The sequence below is a fragment of the Arthrobacter sp. Y3221160 genome, assembly GCF_059092585.1.
Genome location: NZ_JBNHHU010000001.1, coordinates 1,050,538 through 1,067,067 on the forward strand (window position 1 = coordinate 1,050,538; position 16,530 = coordinate 1,067,067).

Annotated in this window: 17 protein-coding genes; 7 read left to right on the forward strand and 10 right to left on the reverse strand. The window is 70.5% G+C overall.

What is annotated here, in order from left to right; genetic code table 11:
- Positions 1 to 24 precede the first annotated feature (24 nt).
- Positions 25 to 666: a DUF4166 domain-containing protein gene (locus AC5RWG_RS04765; protein WP_494025558.1), complete on the forward strand. Its 642-nt coding sequence runs from the start codon at positions 25 to 27 to the stop codon at positions 664 to 666.
- A gap of 93 nt (positions 667 to 759) precedes the next feature.
- On the opposite strand, the gene AC5RWG_RS04770 is transcribed toward AC5RWG_RS04765, so the two are convergent.
- From AC5RWG_RS04770 to AC5RWG_RS04790, 5 genes are all read right to left on the reverse strand, one after another.
- Positions 760 to 1,830: a uroporphyrinogen decarboxylase/cobalamine-independent methonine synthase family protein gene (locus tag AC5RWG_RS04770; protein ID WP_494139370.1), complete on the reverse strand. Its 1,071-nt coding sequence runs from the start codon at positions 1,828 to 1,830 to the stop codon at positions 760 to 762.
- A 1-nt stretch (position 1,831) separates the two neighbouring features.
- Entirely contained in the window at positions 1,832 to 2,197 is a 366-nt protein-coding gene (locus AC5RWG_RS04775; protein WP_494166496.1) for a chorismate mutase, read from the reverse strand.
- Between the two features lie 152 nt (positions 2,198 to 2,349).
- A complete protein-coding gene (gene mnmA / locus AC5RWG_RS04780; RefSeq protein WP_494075524.1) occupies positions 2,350 to 3,486 on the reverse strand; it encodes a tRNA 2-thiouridine(34) synthase MnmA in 1,137 nt (378 codons plus the stop codon).
- Between the two features lie 89 nt (positions 3,487 to 3,575).
- On the reverse strand, positions 3,576 to 4,799 hold the full coding sequence (locus tag AC5RWG_RS04785; RefSeq protein WP_494166497.1) for a cysteine desulfurase family protein: 1,224 nt from the start codon (positions 4,797 to 4,799) through the stop codon (positions 3,576 to 3,578).
- A gap of 78 nt (positions 4,800 to 4,877) precedes the next feature.
- Positions 4,878 to 5,534, reverse strand: a complete 657-nt coding sequence (locus AC5RWG_RS04790) for a helix-turn-helix transcriptional regulator (protein WP_494166498.1) — start codon at positions 5,532 to 5,534, stop codon at positions 4,878 to 4,880.
- Between the two features lie 176 nt (positions 5,535 to 5,710).
- Here AC5RWG_RS04790 and AC5RWG_RS04795 point away from each other — a divergent pair, with 176 nt between their 5' ends.
- The 3 genes from AC5RWG_RS04795 to AC5RWG_RS04805 are packed head-to-tail and all read left to right on the forward strand — an operon-like array spanning position 5,711 to position 8,717.
- The gene (locus AC5RWG_RS04795) at positions 5,711 to 6,961 is read left to right on the forward strand and encodes an NAD(P)/FAD-dependent oxidoreductase (RefSeq protein ID WP_494166499.1); all 1,251 of its coding nucleotides are present in this window, start codon (positions 5,711 to 5,713) and stop codon (positions 6,959 to 6,961) included.
- Entirely contained in the window at positions 6,958 to 7,902 is a 945-nt protein-coding gene (gene folP, locus AC5RWG_RS04800; protein WP_494166500.1) for a dihydropteroate synthase, read from the forward strand. Before AC5RWG_RS04795 ends, folP begins: the two co-directional genes overlap by 4 nt.
- Positions 7,899 to 8,717 (forward strand): pyrimidine reductase family protein, encoded by an 819-nt coding sequence (locus AC5RWG_RS04805; RefSeq protein WP_494166501.1) that lies wholly within the window; start codon positions 7,899 to 7,901, stop codon positions 8,715 to 8,717. Before folP ends, AC5RWG_RS04805 begins: the two co-directional genes overlap by 4 nt.
- On the opposite strand, the gene AC5RWG_RS04810 is transcribed toward AC5RWG_RS04805, so the two are convergent.
- The gene (locus tag AC5RWG_RS04810; protein ID WP_494166502.1) at positions 8,639 to 9,544 is read right to left on the reverse strand and encodes a diacylglycerol kinase family protein; all 906 of its coding nucleotides are present in this window, start codon (positions 9,542 to 9,544) and stop codon (positions 8,639 to 8,641) included. The two genes, AC5RWG_RS04805 and AC5RWG_RS04810, sit on opposite strands and share 79 nt — an antisense overlap.
- Before the next feature lie 110 nt (positions 9,545 to 9,654).
- Here AC5RWG_RS04810 and AC5RWG_RS04815 point away from each other — a divergent pair, with 110 nt between their 5' ends.
- From AC5RWG_RS04815 to AC5RWG_RS04825, 3 genes are all read left to right on the forward strand, one after another.
- On the forward strand, positions 9,655 to 10,581 hold the full coding sequence (locus tag AC5RWG_RS04815; protein ID WP_494166503.1) for a J domain-containing protein: 927 nt from the start codon (positions 9,655 to 9,657) through the stop codon (positions 10,579 to 10,581).
- A gap of 86 nt (positions 10,582 to 10,667) precedes the next feature.
- Positions 10,668 to 11,135: a tRNA (cytidine(34)-2'-O)-methyltransferase gene (locus AC5RWG_RS04820; protein ID WP_494166504.1), complete on the forward strand. Its 468-nt coding sequence runs from the start codon at positions 10,668 to 10,670 to the stop codon at positions 11,133 to 11,135.
- Between the two features lie 73 nt (positions 11,136 to 11,208).
- A complete protein-coding gene (locus AC5RWG_RS04825) occupies positions 11,209 to 11,793 on the forward strand; it encodes an anti-sigma factor (RefSeq protein WP_494166505.1) in 585 nt (194 codons plus the stop codon).
- A gap of 131 nt (positions 11,794 to 11,924) precedes the next feature.
- On the opposite strand, the gene AC5RWG_RS04830 is transcribed toward AC5RWG_RS04825, so the two are convergent.
- The 4 genes from AC5RWG_RS04830 to AC5RWG_RS04845 all read right to left on the reverse strand — a co-directional run bounded on the left by AC5RWG_RS04830 (position 11,925) and on the right by AC5RWG_RS04845 (position 16,248).
- The gene (locus tag AC5RWG_RS04830; RefSeq protein WP_494012533.1) at positions 11,925 to 12,668 is read right to left on the reverse strand and encodes a PIG-L deacetylase family protein; all 744 of its coding nucleotides are present in this window, start codon (positions 12,666 to 12,668) and stop codon (positions 11,925 to 11,927) included.
- Positions 12,669 to 12,673: 5 nt separating this feature from the next.
- Positions 12,674 to 13,618, reverse strand: coding sequence for an electron transfer flavoprotein subunit alpha/FixB family protein (locus AC5RWG_RS04835; RefSeq protein WP_494012534.1), 945 nt, complete (start codon positions 13,616 to 13,618; stop codon positions 12,674 to 12,676).
- Positions 13,619 to 13,651: 33 nt separating this feature from the next.
- Complete coding sequence (locus tag AC5RWG_RS04840; RefSeq protein ID WP_494166506.1) at positions 13,652 to 14,467, reverse strand: electron transfer flavoprotein subunit beta/FixA family protein; 816 nt, start codon at positions 14,465 to 14,467, stop codon at positions 13,652 to 13,654.
- Between the two features lie 206 nt (positions 14,468 to 14,673).
- Positions 14,674 to 16,248, reverse strand: a complete 1,575-nt coding sequence (locus AC5RWG_RS04845; protein WP_494166507.1) for a S1C family serine protease — start codon at positions 16,246 to 16,248, stop codon at positions 14,674 to 14,676.
- Between the last annotated feature and the right edge of the window lie 282 nt (positions 16,249 to 16,530).

Here is a 16,530-nt window from a genome sequence, read left to right on the forward strand (position 1 = left end):
CCTCCCGACCCGGATGGTGATGCAATGGTTTCCGTCTACCAGATGGCCCTGGGGCCGGACTTTCCCCGTCTGGCGCCCGAACTGCAGGAATACTTCTCGCTCGCCCCGCCGGCAGCGGACGACGGCCGACACGAAGCCCGGGGCATCGGGTCCGGCCTGTTCGACGTCGCCGGCTGCCCGGTTCCGGCGATGCGGCCGTTCCTCGGCCTGACCAGCGGCGACAACGCTCTGTTCCCCGAGTACCAGCAGAATGTGCCCTTCAGCATCGAGAACCGGGCTTCCCTGAACGCCAGCGGCCAGCCGGAGCTCACCGCCGTCAGGACGCTCAGCTTCGACGACCGGACCCGGATCGTGGAGGACCGGACCAGCTGGGACGACGATCTGCGCCGGCCCGTCGGTGCGCTGGGCCGCAGCGGTCGGCTGCTGACGGACGTGGCGTGCTCGGTCGGTGCCGACGGCCGGATGCGCCTCGCGTCGCGGCGATGCCGGATATCAGCCGGCCCGCTCACCATCGGGCTTCCGCTGCTGCTGGATGCCGCGGCCTTCACGGAACAGTGGTGGGACGGATCCGAGGGCCGTTTCCGGATCCGGACAAAGGTCATCCAGCGCCAACTCGGCACCGTGCTGGAATACTCCGGATCCTTTACGTACGCGGTGCACGCCTAATCGAAGTCCAACACAGCGCGCAATCCGGGATTCTTTGCCGGCCGCCCGCCGCCGGCTCTTGTCGGAGCCGCTCCGGGCGGAGCCGCTCCGGGCTCATGCCTCGGCGACGACCTGGTTCAGGGCGTCGGCCGTCTGGGTGAGCCGCTTGACCACCGCGCGCGCCGTCTCCGGCGAACGTCCGGCCAGGCCGGCGGAGGGCGTGATCCTCACCCGGGGCAGCCGCGTCAACGGCAGGCCCAGCTGCCGCCAGGGACGGACGACCGCATCGACGAGCGCGCTGACCTGCGGAACGGCGCCCGCGGCCGGGTCAATGATGCCTGCCCACACGGTCCGGTCCGCTTCCACCGCGGCGGCGATGGTCTCCCACTGCCGGGTGGTCAGGGCACCGGTAGGGAGGGCGAGCCCGTCCAGTGCGCTGCCCGCCACGGCGTCGAGGGACGCATCGGCGGCGGGGACCAGGGCCACCACCTCCACGGCTCCGGCATCGCGCAGTGCGGCGGCCACCAAATCCCAGCCGGCGGAGGCCTCCGTGGCCGCGACCGCGCGCAGCGTGCGGTATCCGCTGGCCGTGGGGATGGTCCCGGCCAGCACGGCATCGAGCTCCGGCTCCTCGAGCTGGACCACCAGTTCCGTGCCGGCCGGCAGCGCGGCCCTGACGTTGGCCAGGTGTCCGGCCGCGCCTGCCGCGAGCGACTGGGCGAGGTCCCGCCGGGCGCCGGCGTCGATCAGGGCGCGTTCGCCGTTGTGCAGGTGGAGGTTGGCGGCCAGGGACATCGGTCCGCGCATTTGGATTTTGAGTTGGCTGCCGGGGCGGTCTTCGGCGCCGACCACATCGGCCAGCACGTTCAGGTCGGTCCGCAGCGCGGACACGGTCCTGCGGTGATCCTGCCCCGGACGGTCCACCAAGCGCCAGCCGTGCGGCTGCAGATCGATGAACAGCCCCTCCAGCATGCCCGCGGTTCGTGCGGTCGGATCCGACCCGGCGCCTCGGTCCGGCAGCTCGACCAGATGCGGCAGGTTCGGCTCGCCCAGTTCACCGCGGACGATGCGCGCGGCCTCGGCTGGTTCCGTGCCGGGCCAGCTGCCCAGCCCGGTGGCGCTCACGTGGGCGGGCCGCCCGGCGGTGGGCACGTCGGCGGCAGGCCCGTGGGAACCGGCGGCCACGTCAGTTGCAGCCGTTGTGCTCGTCGGAGATGGCCTGATGGTGCCTGATGACCTCCGAAATGATGAAGTTCAGAAACTTCTCGGCGAAGGCCGGATCCAAATGCGCTTCTTCGGCCAGCCGCCGCAACCGGTTGATCTGGGCGGTCTCGCGATCGGGGTCCGCCGGCGGCAGTTTGTGCGCGGCCTTCAGGTACCCCACCCGCTGGGTCGCCTTGAACCGCTCGGCGAGCAGATAGACCAGCGTCGCGTCGATGTTGTCGATGCTTCCCCGCACCGCCAACAGCTCCTCCATCACCTCGGGCGCTACCTGGTCGGAGAGGGAGCTGGCGGTCGGGTCGTAGTCATCGGCAAGGTGGGGGTCGGTCATGCCACCAGTTTATGGTTCGGCCCGCGCGGGAGGTGCACCGGTTACCGCTCTGTGAAGCACCGCCCGTCCCGGCCCGCGTCCCCGGGCCGAAAGGACGATGGCCGCCGGCGCGGCCCGGACGAAGGGGTTCCGCGCCGGGCGGGCCGCTTCATCTAGGAAACGTTGGCCGGGTCCCAGCTCAGCGAACGCGCCGAGTCGATTGTTGCCTGGCCCAGCACCCTGGTTCCTTGGTAGAGCACCATGGTCTGGCCCGGGGCCACGCCGCGCATCGGCTCGAGGAGGGTCACGACCAACTGCTGCCGGCCATCCTCGCCAACCTCCGCCTGCGCCCGCGCCGCCACCGGGTCGCCGTGCGCGCGGACCTGCACCATGCAGTCGAACTCGGTGTGCGCCTCGACCTCGGGCAACGGCAGGCCCGCCCAGGAGACCTTGATGCCGCGCATCTGGTCGACGGCCAGCAGGTCCTCGGGGCCCACCACCACCTTGTTCTCCTTGGGCCGGATCTCCAGCACGAACCGCGGCTTGCCGTCCGGGGCGGGCCGGCCCAGCTTCAGTCCGCGGCGCTGGCCGACGGTGAACGCATTGGCGCCCTCGTGTTCGCCGACCACCTGGCCGTCCTGGTCAACGATGGATCCCGATTCCATCTCGATCTTTTCGGCCAGCCAGCCGCGGGTGTCGCCGTCGGAAATGAAGCAGATGTCATGGCTGTCCGGCTTGTTCGCCACGGAGAGCCCGCGCGCCGCCGCCTCGGCGCGGACCTCGGCCTTGGACGGCGTTTCGGCCAGCGGGAACATGGAATGTTTCAGCTGCTCGTGGGTCAGCACGCCCAGCACGTAGGACTGGTCCTTGGCCCAGTCGGCGGCGCGGTGCAGTTCGCGGTTGCCGTGCTCGTCCTCGATGACCTTGGCGTAGTGGCCGGTGCACACCGCGTCGAACCCCAGCGCCAGAGCCTTCTCCAGCAGCGCGGCGAACTTGATCCGCTCGTTGCAGCGCATGCAGGGGTTCGGCGTCCGGCCGGCGGCGTATTCGGCGATGAAATCGTCCACCACGTCTTCCTTGAACCGCTCGGAGAAGTCCCAGACGTAGTACGGGATGCCCAGGATGTCGCAGGCGCGCCAGGCGTCGCGCGAATCCTCGATGGTGCAGCAGCCCCGGCTGCCGGTGCGCAGGGTGCCGGGCATCCGGCTCAGGGCCAGGTGCACGCCCACCACGTCGTGGCCGGCCTCCACCGCCCGTGCCGCCGCCACGGCGGAGTCCACGCCGCCGCTCATCGCTGCCAGTACCTTCATGAATTCGTTTCCCTACTGATTCGTTGTCGTGTCCGCCGCGGCCGCCACGTTCCGTGCACCCCACCGCACCTGCCCGGTCCGCCGAGGCCTCAGCCGGACTGCGTGCCCGCGGTCTGGATGCTGGAGACGTGGCCGGCCATCCCGGCCTTCCTGGCCCGCGCGTATGCCTCCGGCAGCGCCGCCACCAGTGAGTCAACGTCTGACTCGGTAGTTGTATGCCCGAGCGTGAAGCGCTGGGCCCCGCGGGCTTCTTCTTCGGTCAGCCCCATGGCCAGCAGGACGTGCGACGGCCGGGGCACTCCCGCGGTGCAGGCCGAGCCGGTGGAGGACTCGACGCCGGCCAGGTCCAGCAGGAACAACAGCGAATCGCCCTCGCAGCCCGGGAAGGTGAAATGCGCGTTGCCGGGCAGCCGCAGGCCCTCGTGCTGCGGATCCGGAGTGCCCCGCAACACCGCCTCCGGCACGCCGCGCGCGACGCCGGCGATGAGCCGGTCGCGCAATTCCGCCAGCCGTGCGGCTTCTTCCGGCAACTGCCCGACGGCGGCCTCCGCGGCCGCGGCGAAGGCCGCGATCGCCGGGGTGTCCAGGGTGCCCGACCGGATGTCGCGTTCCTGGCCGCCGCCGTGCTGGACGGGCGTCAGCTTCACGTCCCGGCCGACCAGCAGCGCACCGACCCCCACCGGGCCGCCGATCTTGTGCCCGCTGATGGCGAGGGTGTCCAGCCCGGAGGCCTTGAAATCCACCCGCAGGTGGCCGAACGCCTGGACGGCGTCCGAGTGGACCGGGATGCCGTGCGGCTTCGCGGCGGCGGCTATTTCTGCCATCGGCTGGACGCTGCCGACCTCGTTGTTGGCCCACATGACGGTGACCAACGCCACGGCCGCGGGGTCGGCTTCGATTTCCCGCCGCAGGGCCTCGACGGAGACCACGCCGTGGGCGTCGACCGGCAGCCAGACCGCCTCGGCGCCCTCATGCTTCGCCAGCCATTCCACCGTGTCGAGCACGGCGTGGTGCTCCACCGGCGAACACAGGATCCGCCGCCGCCGGGGGTCTGCATCGCGCCGGGACCAGTACAGGCCCTTGACGGCAAGATTATCGGCTTCGGTACCGCCGGACGTGAAAATCACCTCGGACGGATGCGCCCCGGCCGCGGCGGCGATGGTCTCGCGGGCGTCCTCGACCACCCTGCGGGCACGCCGGCCGGAACCGTGCAGCGAGGAGGGGTTTCCGCTGCGGCTGAGTTCACGGGTGAGTGCGGCCAGGGCCTGCGCCACAAGGGGCGTGGTCGCCGCGTGGTCAAGGTACACGGGCACGCCAATATTTTACATGCCCCGGTGCGCTTGGTTTCAGCCCGTCGCCCGGCCCCGGGAGGCCCGGAGCCCGCGGGCGTTTCAGCGCCGGTTGATCCTGGCGCAGCAGAACGGCCCGTCCGGATCTGCGGCGACGCCGTGGGACTGGTCCGCGCAGCCGGCCAGCATCCCTTGCAGCAGGGCGAGGTTCAGGCCGCATACCGTTTCCGTGTGGCTGCGGGCCAGCAAGTGGAACGGGCAGTTCCCCAGCGCGAAACCGGCCGCATCCGGCAGCGGCCGGTAGCCCGCCGCGGCGAGGGCTTCCGCCAGGCCGCCGGCGCCGGCCCCCAGTTCGCGGCCCTTGGCGTGGGCGGCCTCGGCCACCAGTTCATGCGCCGGGCGGGCGGTCTTGGCCGATTCCTCGACCGCCGTGGCCAGCAACTCGCCGGCCAGGCCGTAGGCACGTTCCGGCACGGAGGCCGATACTTCGGGCACCGCTGCCGCGTAGACCTTGGCCGGCCGGCCGGAGCCCGGCCCGGATTTACCGCTGAGTTTCCGGAACTCGATGCTCAGCAGTCCGTGCCCGGCGAGCGCGTCCAGTTGGAGGGACACGGTGCTGCGCGGCAAATCCAGGGCGGCGGCTGCCTGGTCCCGGGTCACCGGTTCGGCGCTGTAGCGGACGAATTCGAAGAGGCGGCGGCGGACGTCGTCGCCCAGGGCCGAGACGGCGGGGAGTCCGGGTGGCGGCTGGTCGGCCATGGGGTCCTTTCCGGTGGGGGGTGCATTGACTTATCCGGAACCGGTTTCTAAAGTCGGATGTACCCATTTTAGAACATCTGGCCCTGCCCCGACAGGCAGCTGCCGGTGCTTCCATCAGATCGGCGGCCAGGGGGCGGACCCGCCGCGTGCCCGCCGGCACATGAAGGAGCGCTGCCATGGCTGGGAAACCGATCGTCATCGCCGGGGCCGGCCTGGCCGGTGCGACAGCGGCCAGGGAGCTGCGCAGAGGCGGCTTCGGCGGCGAGATCGTGCTGGCCGGCGCCGAGGACCAGCACCCTTATCTTCGTCCGCCGCTGTCCAAGGGCTTTCTGGCGGGCCGGGAGGATGAACAGTCGGGGCTCGTGCAGCAACCCGACTGGTATGCGGAGCACGGCGTCCAACTGTTGCGCGGCACCACGGTGGAATCCTTCGACCCCGCTGCGCGTACCGTCTCGCTCGCCGATGCGGGCACCCTGGAGTACTCGCAGCTGTTGCTGGCCACCGGGGCATCGCCGCGCAGGCTGGAGCTGCCCGGCGCCGGGCTGGGCGGCGTGCACTACCTGCGCACGCTGGCGGACAGCCGGGCCCTGCACGCCGTGCTGGCTTCCGGGGACCAGCGGCTGGTCGTGATCGGCATGGGCTGGGTCGGCATGGAGGTTGCGGCCACGGCGCGCCAGCTCGGCAACGAGGTCACGGTCCTGGGCCGCGGCGACATCCCGCTCGCCCCCGCCCTGGGCGACGCCATCGGCAGCATCTTCGCCGATACCCACCGCCGCGAGGGCGTCCTGCTGCGCACCCGTCGCTGGCCGGTGGAAATTTTCGGCGAGGACGGCAACGACGGGGAGGGCAGGGTCGCCGGCATTGTCCTGGACAACGGCGAGCGCCTGCCCGCCGACCTGGTCCTGGTGGCCATCGGCGCCGTCCCGAACACCGCCTTGGCCGAAGCTGCGGGGCTGGCCGTGTCCAGCGGCATTGACACCGACCAGACCCTGCGCACCTCCGCCGAGCATGTCTACGCTGCCGGCGACGTTGCCCATGCCTACCATCCCGGTTACGGCGGCCCGCTGCGCAGCGAGCACTGGGCGAACGCCCTGGCCCAAGGGAAGACCGCCGCTGCCGCCATGCTGGGCCAGGACGCGTCCAACGACGACATCCCGTACTTCTACACCGACCAGTTCGGGATCGGCATGGAGTACTCCGGCTATTTCCCCTGGTCGGCGCGGGGCGAGCCGGTGTTCCGGGGCAACTACCAGGACCTGGACTCATTGGAGTTCATCGCGTTCTGGCTGCGTGAGGGCAAGGTGGTGGCTGGTATGAATGTAAATATCTGGGACGTCCAGGAGCCCATCCAGGACCTGATCCGTTCCGGCCGCAGCGTCGATGCCGCGGACCTGTCCAATCCCGACAAGGAGCTGACCAGCCTGTGAGCCAGCCACTGACGACGCGGTCGCCGTCCAGCGCCTTCCTGCCCGAGCTGTACCACCCGGTGCATGACTTCGGTGTCCGACGGATCGACTTCCGCCGCCAGGTGGCGCTGATGGCCATCGTCAACCGCACCCCCGACTCTTTCTACGACACCGGCCGCACCTTCACCCGGCGGGCCGCCATCGACGCCGCCCTGGCGGCGGTGGCCGCGGGCGCGGACTGGGTGGACATCGGCGGCGTGCCGTTCGCCCCGGGCCCGGCATTGTCAGCGCGCGAGGAAGCCGAGCGGGTTGTCCCGGTCATCGCGGCCGTGCGGGCCGGTTCGGACGCCATCATCTCCGCCGACACCTTCCTGCCCGAGGTGGCCGAAGCGAGCATCCGCGCCGGAGCCAACGTCATCAACGACACCACCGGATTGCACCACCCGGAGCTGGCGGCGGTCGTGGCGGAAGGCGGGGCGCATCTGGTCATCACGCACTCGCTCGCCGCCCCGCGCACCGTCTATCCCCGCCCCCGTTACGACGACGTGGTCGACGACGTCGCCGCGTTCCTGCGACGAAAGGTGCAGCTGGCCCTCGACCTGGGCATCCCGGCCGGGAAAATCATCGTCGACCCGGGCCACGACCTGAACAAGAACACGCTGCATTCGTTGGAAATCACCCGGCGCTTTGCCGAAATCGCGTCCCTCGGCTACCCGGCGCTGGCGGCTGTGTCCAACAAGGACTTCATCGGCGAGACGCTGGCGCAGCGCAAGCAGGAACGGCTCTCCGGCTCGCTGGCCGCCGCGGTAATGTGCATCATGAACGGGGCGCGGATCCTGCGCATGCACAACGTCGCGGAAGCCAGCTCGGCCATCCGCATGACCGAGGCCGTGATGGCCTGGCGGGAACCGTCCTGCCTGAGGCACAACATGGGCGACGTCAACGAACCGGCGGCGCCGTGACGCGCCCGATCCGGCGCCTCCTGCCGCCTGGGCCGGAGCAGGCTACCGACCAGCAGCTGCTGGCCTGGTACGGCGATCTCCCCCGCTCCGGCCCGTGGGTCCGCTTCAATTTCGTGGCCAGCCTGGACGGCGCCTCGACCTATGCCGGCCGCTCCGGAACCCTGGGCGACGAGGTGGACCAGCGGGTCTTCCTGCTGTTGCGCAGGCTGGCCGATGTCCTGCTGGTCGGTGCCGGAACGATCCGGGCCGAAGGCTACGGCGGCGAGCTGCTCTCGGCGGAGTCCCAGGCGTGGCGCCTGGCCCGCGGCATGAGTGCGCATCCGCCTGTCGCCGTGGTCTCGGCGTCGCTGGACCTGGATCCGGGCAGCGCATTCTTCACCGCCGCGCCCGTGCGGCCGATCGTGCTGACCAGCGCCGCGTCGCCCGCGACCCGGCGCCGGGCGCTGGAACCGGTGGCCGACGTGCTCGACGCCGGCACCACCAGGGTGGAACCGGCGCGGGTGGTGAAGGCGCTGGCCGCCCGCGGCTACGAGCAGATCCACAGCGAGGGCGGGCCGCTTCTCTTCGGCAGCTTCCAGGCGGCGGGGCTGGTGGACGAGCTGTGCCTGACGATCAGCCCGGTGTTAACCGGCGGGGCCGCCAAGCGGATATCGGACCATGTTCCCGGCGCGCGCGAGTCGCTGCAGCGGCTTCAACTGCGGCAGGTGCTTGAGTCCGGGTCGATGCTGCTGTTGCGTTACACCGCCGCGGACAGCGCACCGGGGACCACGTCCACGGACACCGGCAGCCTCCCCATACGCTCGCCGTCGGCGTAAGCGGTGACGCCGGCGGCCTCCAACCGGACCGTCCTGACCCGCTCAATGCGGACGGCCGGATGGCCGAGGTGCCGGCCGGCGTAGACGCGCGGAAAGATGCCGACGAAGGCCGGACGGGACAGTGGCGAGACGATGAACAGATCCAGCAAACCGTCGTCGTACGCCGCCCCCGGCACAATGCGCATCCCGCCGCCAAAGGAGCGGCCGTTGGCCACGGCGACGAGCATCGCGTCGACCTCCCGCGGCACGCCGTCCACGACGAGGCTGTAGCGGATGGGCCGGAAGGAAGCGAGTTCGCGCAGCATGGCCAGCGGATAGCGCAGCCGGCCGCGGGGGAACCTCCAGCGGTTGGCACGGTCGTTGACGGCCGCATCGAAGCCGGCCGAGAGCACCCCGGCGAACCAGGCCGTGGACCCGTCCGGATGCGTCACCCGGCCAAGGTCCACCCTGCGCGGCTGCTCCAAGGCGTGCAGGAAGTGCCCGACGGCTGCGGCCGGCCCGGCGGGCAGGCCGAACAGCCGGCCAAAGTCGTTTCCGGTGCCCGCCGGCACGATGCCCAGCGGAACCTGTGTGCCCGCCAGCGCGTTGACTGCTAAGTGAACCATTCCGTCACCGCCCACCACCAGGAGGGCGGAGACCCCGCGGCGCAGCGCGCCGGCGACCAGGTCGGCGAGCACGGCCCCCGTTTCCGCCCGCAGCTCGACGGCGGGGCGGCCACGCCGGGCGAGCTCGGCCATGACCTCCGCTCCGGCACCGGCGGCCGTTCCAAAGGACGCACGGGGGTTGACGGCGACGGCGATCGGCGCGGAGGACGGCAGCGAGGTCACAGCAGATCATTGTGGCATCGCGGCGGCCCGCGGTCGCGGTCCGACACAGGCGGCCGGCAGTTACACTTGGCTTCGCGCAGGACTCCCGAGACCCGACAGAGAGGCGGCCGGTGATTCCCCTATCCCACTACGACGTCCTGGGGTTGCCGGTTAATGCCACGGCGCACCAGATCAAGGCCGCGTACCGCCGGGCCGCCCGTGCCACGCACCCGGACCATGGCGGGGATGCCGCCGAGTTTCGCCGCGTCAGCCAGGCCTACGAAGTCCTCAGCAACCCGCAGGCCAGGTCCCGCTACGACCGTTCCTACGGTGCCGCCGGCCCGGGCGCCCCGACGGACAGCACCGGAACCTTCGCGGCCGGCTCCGGCCCCCGGCACTCTGCGCCCGGACAACGCGGCCCGTCGGCGTCGGACTCCCCCGTCTATGTTCCCGCCTACGGCTCCCCGGACGAATCCCCCGCATTGCCGGAGAACATCGCCCGCCAACACATCCATGGGGCGCCGCGGAAGCGTGGCATCTTCGGCGCCGGGGCCCGGCTGCGGCGCGAGGCGCTGACGGCGCAGCTGATCAGCCGGCAGATCCTGCCGGCCATCCCGTCCGCACGGCTGGTCAACGGCCTGCACTCGCCGGCGGACAACGGCTTCATCGACCACGCACTGTTGGCAGGCTACCGGCTGGCACTGATTGATTCGATGCTGCTGCCGCGGGGGAATTTCCGCTGGGACGGCCGCACCCTGCACAAGGACGGACGGCTCGTGGAACCGCCGAGGCTGGCACCGGCGGTGCGCAGGATGCAGGAACTGTTTCCGGAGCTCAATGTCACCGGTTGGACGGTGATCCACTCCGCCGACGGGAACCTCCACGAACCGGTGATCGATTACACGCGCGGCTACGACCCGGACGGGATCGTCCCGGTGCACGTGGTCAACGCGGCGCGGCTGGTGCGCGAGCTCAAACAGTTCCTGTCCTCCGGCCCGGCGCCAAACACCGTGCACGTCCCCTCGCTCGCGAAGTTGCTGGGCGGCATGCACGCCTGACGGCGTGCTTCTCCGCCCGCCCGGGCGCTGCTCCGCCCGCCAGCCGGATGCCGGGCCGCGGCTGAGGCGCGTTTAGGATGTAATCCGTGTTCCGCATCCTCTTCTACGCCCCCGAAATCCCCGGCAATACCGGCAACGCCATCCGGCTGGCCGCGGTCACCGGAGCCGAACTGCATCTGGTCGAGCCGCTGGGCTTCACCTTCGAAGACTCCAAGCTGCGCCGCGCCGGGCTGGACTACCACGATCTTGCCGTGGTCCGGGTCCACGCGGATCTGGAGGCTGCGTGGGACGCCCTGCAGCCGGAACGGGTCTTCGCTTTTGCGTCCGACGGGGAACGCTCCTACGCGGACGTCGCCTACGCTCGCGGCGACGTGCTGATGTTCGGGCCGGAGTCGGTCGGGCTGCCGGCATCGGTCAAACAGGATCCGCACGTCACGGCGCGGCTGCGCCTGCCCATGCTTCCGTCGCTGCGGTCGCTGAACCTGGCCAACGCGGCCTCCATCGCCGTCTATGAGGCGTGGCGGCAGCACGGTTTTGCCGGGGCCAAACTGTAGCGCCACGCTGTGCGGTGCGGCGGCGTGTCGGGCTGGACCCTGCCTTCGGCGGGGACGGATAGACTTGAATCCTATGGATACGCCCCAGCCATCTGATCGCCTGGCCAGCCCCGGTAACTCCCCCGGGGACAACGACTACGCACCGGATGACGATGCCTCCGTGCTGCACGCCGACCAGCTCACCGGCGGATCGGAAGACGCCGGGCGGCGGCCGATGCCGGCCGTCACGAAGTGGCTGCTGCTTGCCCTGGCCGCTGTCGTCGTGGTGGTGGGGGCCATCGCCGTAGCGAAAACCGTGGGCGGAACCTCGGACCAGGACGTCACGGCTGCCGCGGACGTCGTCGCCAGCCAGCAGGAACTGGAGGGAGGCGGCACCGTGGATGCCTCGGTGTCGCTCCGCGAGAACGCCGCCGTCCTGACGTTCCACGGCGTCCAGGCGTCCGAGGGGCGCACGTACCAGGTCTGGCGGCTTCCGGCGGACGGTTCGGCGCCGGTGTCGGCCGGCACCATCGACGCCGCCGACATCACCTCGGGCAAGCCGGTGGTTATCGACGGCATCTCCACCAGCCGCGAACTGGCCGTCTCCATCGAGGCACCCGGCGGAGCGGAATCCCCCAGCCTGCCGTTCGCCGTCGTCATTCCGCTCGCCACGCCGTAGCCGGCGCCGCCGGCCACCTGCCGAGGCACGGGCGCAGGCACACCGGCGCGGCCGGCCACCGTCACGCCGTGGGGGCGCAGGTCTCCCACCGTGCCGGCGTGAGCGGCAGATCGGCCGGCGGGCGGCCTGCGTCAGAATCCGGCGATGGTTTCCGGGGTATTGATCCCCACCACGTGGAAGGCTTCGGCGCTGCGTCCGGGCAGGCCGCCGCGCATGGCGTTCTCCGCCAGGTTCTGGCGTACGCGGGCGTCCATGGCGGCCAGGTCTGGATGTTGGCTCGCGTGGATCCTGATGGCGGCCAGCTTCGTGTCGACGTGGTCGGTGATGTCCACGTAGTGGTTCTCGCGTTCCCGCGGCCCGCCGTAGAACCACAGGAACGGCACCTTGTAGGCGGCCAGCCCTGCCTCGAGCAGTTCGGGATAGGCGTACGGGTTTTCCACGGCCGGGTAGATCGCGCGGGTGACGATTTCTCCGCAGGCCAGATGGTCCGGGTGGCTCTTTTGGATGCGGTCCCAGGCACGCTCCGGGTGCATGGACAGCACGATGTCGGGCCGGATGCGGCGCATCAGCTCCACCACCTGGCGGATCACCTCGTGGGTGGGCTCCAGGTAGCCGTCGGGCTGATGCAGGAAATGCAGGTCGGTGACGCCGGCCAGCGCCGCGGCCTTGGCCTGCTCGGCCGCCCGCAGTTCGACGATGCCGGCGCGCTGGGCGTCGTCAAAGCCGCCCGCGTCGCCGTCGGTCATGATGCAGTAGCTGACTTCCACGCCCGCCGCGGTCCAGCGGGCAATGGTGCCGGCAGCCCCGAAGTCCAGGTCGTCGGGGTGCGCGGCAAAGACCAGGACGCGTGCCGGCTGGAATTCCTCAACCGTCACCGCCGCTAGCCCTTCCGCCGGCGGATCTCGGCGGCGGCCTGCGGCAAGACGGTGGCCAGGTCGCCCACGATGCCGAAGTCGGCGATCTCGAAGACCGGCGAGTCGGCGTCGTTGTTGACCGCAACAATCACCTTGGCGGTCTGCATGCCGGCCTTCTGCTGGATGGCCCCGGAGATGCCCGCGGAAATGTAGAGCTGGGGCGAGACGGTCTTGCCGGTCTGGCCGACCTGCGCCGAGTGCTCGATCCAGCCGGCATCGGTGGCGGCCCGGGAGGCACCCACCGCCCCGCCGAGCGCGTCGGCCAGGTCTTCGATCGGCGCGAAATCGCCGCCGGTGCCGCGGCCCCCGGCCACGACGACGCGTGCCTCGGTCAGGTCAGGACGGCCGGTGGCGGTCTTCTCGGTGCGTTCGGTGATGCGGGCGGCGGGGCCGAAGTCCCCCGCGTCGACCGTCACGACCTGCGGCGCCGCGGCCTGGGCCGCCGGCGCCTCGGCCACAACATTGGCCTTCACGGTGATGACCGGCGTGCCTTCGGTGACGTTGGCCTGCACGGTATAGGCGCCGGCCAGCACGCTCTTGGTGACCGTCAGGTCCGCCGAAACGTCGATGGCGTCGGTGATGACCCCGGATGACAGCTTGATGCCGGCCCGTGCGGCGATCTCCTTGCCTTCGAACGTGTTGTCGAGCAGCACCGCGGCCGGAGGGGCCTGGCGCACGGCCGCCGCCAGGAAGGCGGCCTTCGGGGCCACCAGGGCGCCGTCCACGTCCGCGGCCGGCAGGTAGACGGTGCCCACGCCGTACTCCCCGAGCTCGGTCCGCAGGGCGTCGGTGAGATCGCCGTTGAATGCTGCCACCGGTTCTCCGATGCTGCGGGCGAGCGTGAGCAGTTCCCGGTGGATCTTGTGCAGGGCGTGACCGGGACGGTCGATGAAGACAAGAACAGTAGTCATGGTGCCGATATCCTTCGCGGTTTCCGTGGCGGACTAGAGCAGGTTCTGGGCGGCCAGGAAGTCCACCAGGCGGATCCCGGCGTCGCCCTCATCGGTGATGATGGTGCCCTGCGACCGCGGCGGCCGCGCTTCTGCCTTGGCGACGGCGGTCCAGGCACCCGCCGTGCCGACCGCGCCGGATTCGATGCCCAAATCCGCCAGCGACACGGTGGCCACGGGCTTTTTCTTGGCGGCGATGATGCCCTTGAAGTTCGGGTAACGCGGTTCGTTAATCTGGTCGGTGACCGATACCACCGCGGGGAGTTCCGCTTCCAGGCTGTCGGCGTGGGTATCGCCGTCCCGACGGGCGCGCACGGTGGTCCCGTCGACCTCCAGGCTGGCGGCGAAGGTCAGCTGCGGCAGGCCCAGGCGCTCGGCCAGCTGCGCCGGAACCAGCGAGGTTTCGCCGTCGGTGGATGCCATCCCGGTGAGCACCAGGTCGATGTCGCCGAGGCTGCGGACGGCGGCCGCCAGCACCAGCGACGTCCCGGCGGCGTCCGAGCCGGCCAGGGCATCATCGTTTACGTGCATGCCTTCGGTGGCGCCGATCTGGAGCGCCTTCTTCACGGCGGTGGCCGCTGCTGCCGGGCCCATGCTCAGTGCGATGACCCGGTTGCCGGCCTTCGGGCCGCCGCGCTCCTCCGCCAGCTGCAGGGCGGCTTCGATGGCGTATTCGTCCAGTTCGGACAGGATGCTCTCCGAGCGGTCCACCGTTGCCGGATCGCCGGTCAGGTGCCGGTCGAACTGTGCGTCCGGTACGTGCTTGACCAGCACCACGATGTTCAAGGCTGTGCCTGCTGCTTTTTGCATCCTCGCTGAACTTCCTTCCGCCGTCCACGGCCCGCGCGGGTGTTGCGGGCCGCTGCAAACACCCTAACCTTACCGGCATCGCCGCGGCGGTAAACACCTGCGGGGCCGCCGCCTGCGCCACGGCAAACCCCGCGGCGGTAAACACCTGCGGGGCTGCCGTTGTGCGCCGCCCCGGTGAGGGCTGGTGCCTCACCGGGGACGTGCGGTCAGGCCTGGCCTTCGCCCAGGGTCACGTCGACGGTGCGTTCTTCGCCGCCACGCAGGTAGGTGACCTGCACGGTGCTGCCGGCGGCGTGTTCGCGGATGGCCGCGGTCAAGGACTGGCTGTCGTCAATGACGCGGTTTTCCACCCGGGTGATGACGTCGCCCTTTTGCAGGCCGGCCTCCTTGGCGGGCGATCCCTCAACCACCTCCACGACGGCCGCCCCCACCGAGAACTGGGTGTTGCCGGAGGAGTTGCCGGAGGGCTTGGCCGTCACCGTCACACCGAGTTGGCCGTGGCTCGCCGTCCCGTCTTCGATCAGGTCCTGGGCGATCCGCTGCGCGTAGTTGCTGGGGATGGAAAAGCCCACGCCGATGCTGCCGCTGTCTTCGCCCGAGGAAGCGATGGCCACGTTGACGCCGATGACCTCTCCGTTGGTGTTCACGAGCGGACCGCCCGAGTTGCCATGGTTGATCGCCGCGTCGGTCTGGATGACATTCAGGAAAATGCTGCCCTGGTTCGAGGACCGTTCCTCGCCGGGGAACTGGAAGTTCCACTGGTCGCCCGGGCCCGGCTGGGCACTGTCGCCTGAATTCTCCGGCACGGCGGAGGACGAGACGCTGATGGTGCGGCTCAAGGTGGACACGATGCCGTCGGTGACGGTGCCCGCCAGGCCCAGCGGCGCTCCGATGGCAATGGTGGTGTCGCCGACGTTGAGCTTGTCGGAGTCGGCAAACGTCGCGGGCGTGAGGCCCTTGGCATTGATCTTGATCACGGCCAGGTCCGACAAGGGATCGGTGCCGACCACCTTGGCCTTGTGCACGCCGCCGTCGCTGGTGCGCACCTCGACGTCGGGATTAGCCGTCTGGCCGCCCAGCGTCACCACGTGCGCGTTGGTGAGGATATGCCCCTCCGTGTCCAGGATGATGCCCGATCCTGATCCCCCGGTGTTGCCGCTGGCCACCGAGATCGTCACCACGCTCGGCGAGGCCTTGGCCGCCGCGGCGGTGATCTCGTTGACCGAGTCCGTGTTGTTCACGATCAGCTGCTCCGGACCGCTGCCGGTGATGGAGGTGCCCGCCGAGCCGTCCGCCAGCGCCTGCGAACCCACGGCGACTCCACCGCCGGCCAGGCCTGCCAGCAACATGCCGGCGATCAGCGTCCCGGTGCCAAAGCGTTTCCTGGCGCCCGCCCCGGCACGCTGCCCGCCTGCCGGGTTTCCGTAGCCGTTCCCCTGCCCGTGGCTGCCGCTCCCGTATCCGGGGGTGTGGCCCTGTCCCCCGTAGCCGCCTGGACTGCCCGCGTTCTCCGGGCCGTAGGACGGCACGGCATACTGGCCAAACGTGCCCGGGGCGTGCTGGCCGTACTGAGGCTGCTGCGGGGTGTGGTGTTGGGGCTCCTGCCGGGCCTGGTCTTGCGCCGAAACCTGCCGCGCAGCTTCCGGTGCCGGGCGACGGAACCGCTGGGTCTCGTCGGTTGCCGCCGGCTGCTCCCCGGCACGGAAGGCCGGCGGATTCTGCGGCAACGGTGGCATCGGCCGGGCGGGCCGCTGCTGCGGCTCCTGGTTGTTCTCGCTCATGGCAGGTCCTTTCTTGGTCTGCATTCCACTATGCACGGCTTCGCTGGGATAACGTCGCACGTTTCCTGTAAGGAATCTGGAAACCAGCCGTATGCCGGCGACGGGGCGCGGCCCCGCCGGACGCCTCCGCACGCCCGCCCATAGGGTCAAACGATGTATCGCAGTCCGCCACATGCGGCGGAGGAGCTGCTCGGGTGTTCGCCGCGGGCGGAGGGCTGTGGTGGACGGTGCCAAACGCAGGACCATAGAATCACGAGTGGGTGGATCCGCCCCGGCCGGGGC

What these genes read in the sequence shown, in the direction of transcription:
- AC5RWG_RS04765 (WP_494025558.1), top strand. Translation starts at nt 25, where the DNA reads ATGGTTTCCGTCTACCAGATGGCCCTGGGGCCGGACTTTCCCCGTCTG.
- AC5RWG_RS04775 (WP_494166496.1), bottom strand. Translation starts at nt 2,197, where the DNA reads ATGACCGACCCCCACCTTGCCGATGACTACGACCCGACCGCCAGCTCC.
- mnmA (WP_494075524.1), bottom strand. Translation starts at nt 3,486, where the DNA reads ATGAAGGTACTGGCAGCGATGAGCGGCGGCGTGGACTCCGCCGTGGCG.
- AC5RWG_RS04790 (WP_494166498.1), bottom strand. Translation starts at nt 5,534, where the DNA reads ATGGCCGACCAGCCGCCACCCGGACTCCCCGCCGTCTCGGCCCTGGGC.
- AC5RWG_RS04795 (WP_494166499.1), top strand. Translation starts at nt 5,711, where the DNA reads ATGGCTGGGAAACCGATCGTCATCGCCGGGGCCGGCCTGGCCGGTGCG.
- AC5RWG_RS04825 (WP_494166505.1), top strand. Translation starts at nt 11,209, where the DNA reads ATGGATACGCCCCAGCCATCTGATCGCCTGGCCAGCCCCGGTAACTCC.
- AC5RWG_RS04835 (WP_494012534.1), bottom strand. Translation starts at nt 13,618, where the DNA reads ATGACTACTGTTCTTGTCTTCATCGACCGTCCCGGTCACGCCCTGCAC.
- AC5RWG_RS04840 (WP_494166506.1), bottom strand. Translation starts at nt 14,467, where the DNA reads ATGCAAAAAGCAGCAGGCACAGCCTTGAACATCGTGGTGCTGGTCAAG.
- AC5RWG_RS04845 (WP_494166507.1), bottom strand. Translation starts at nt 16,248, where the DNA reads ATGAGCGAGAACAACCAGGAGCCGCAGCAGCGGCCCGCCCGGCCGATG.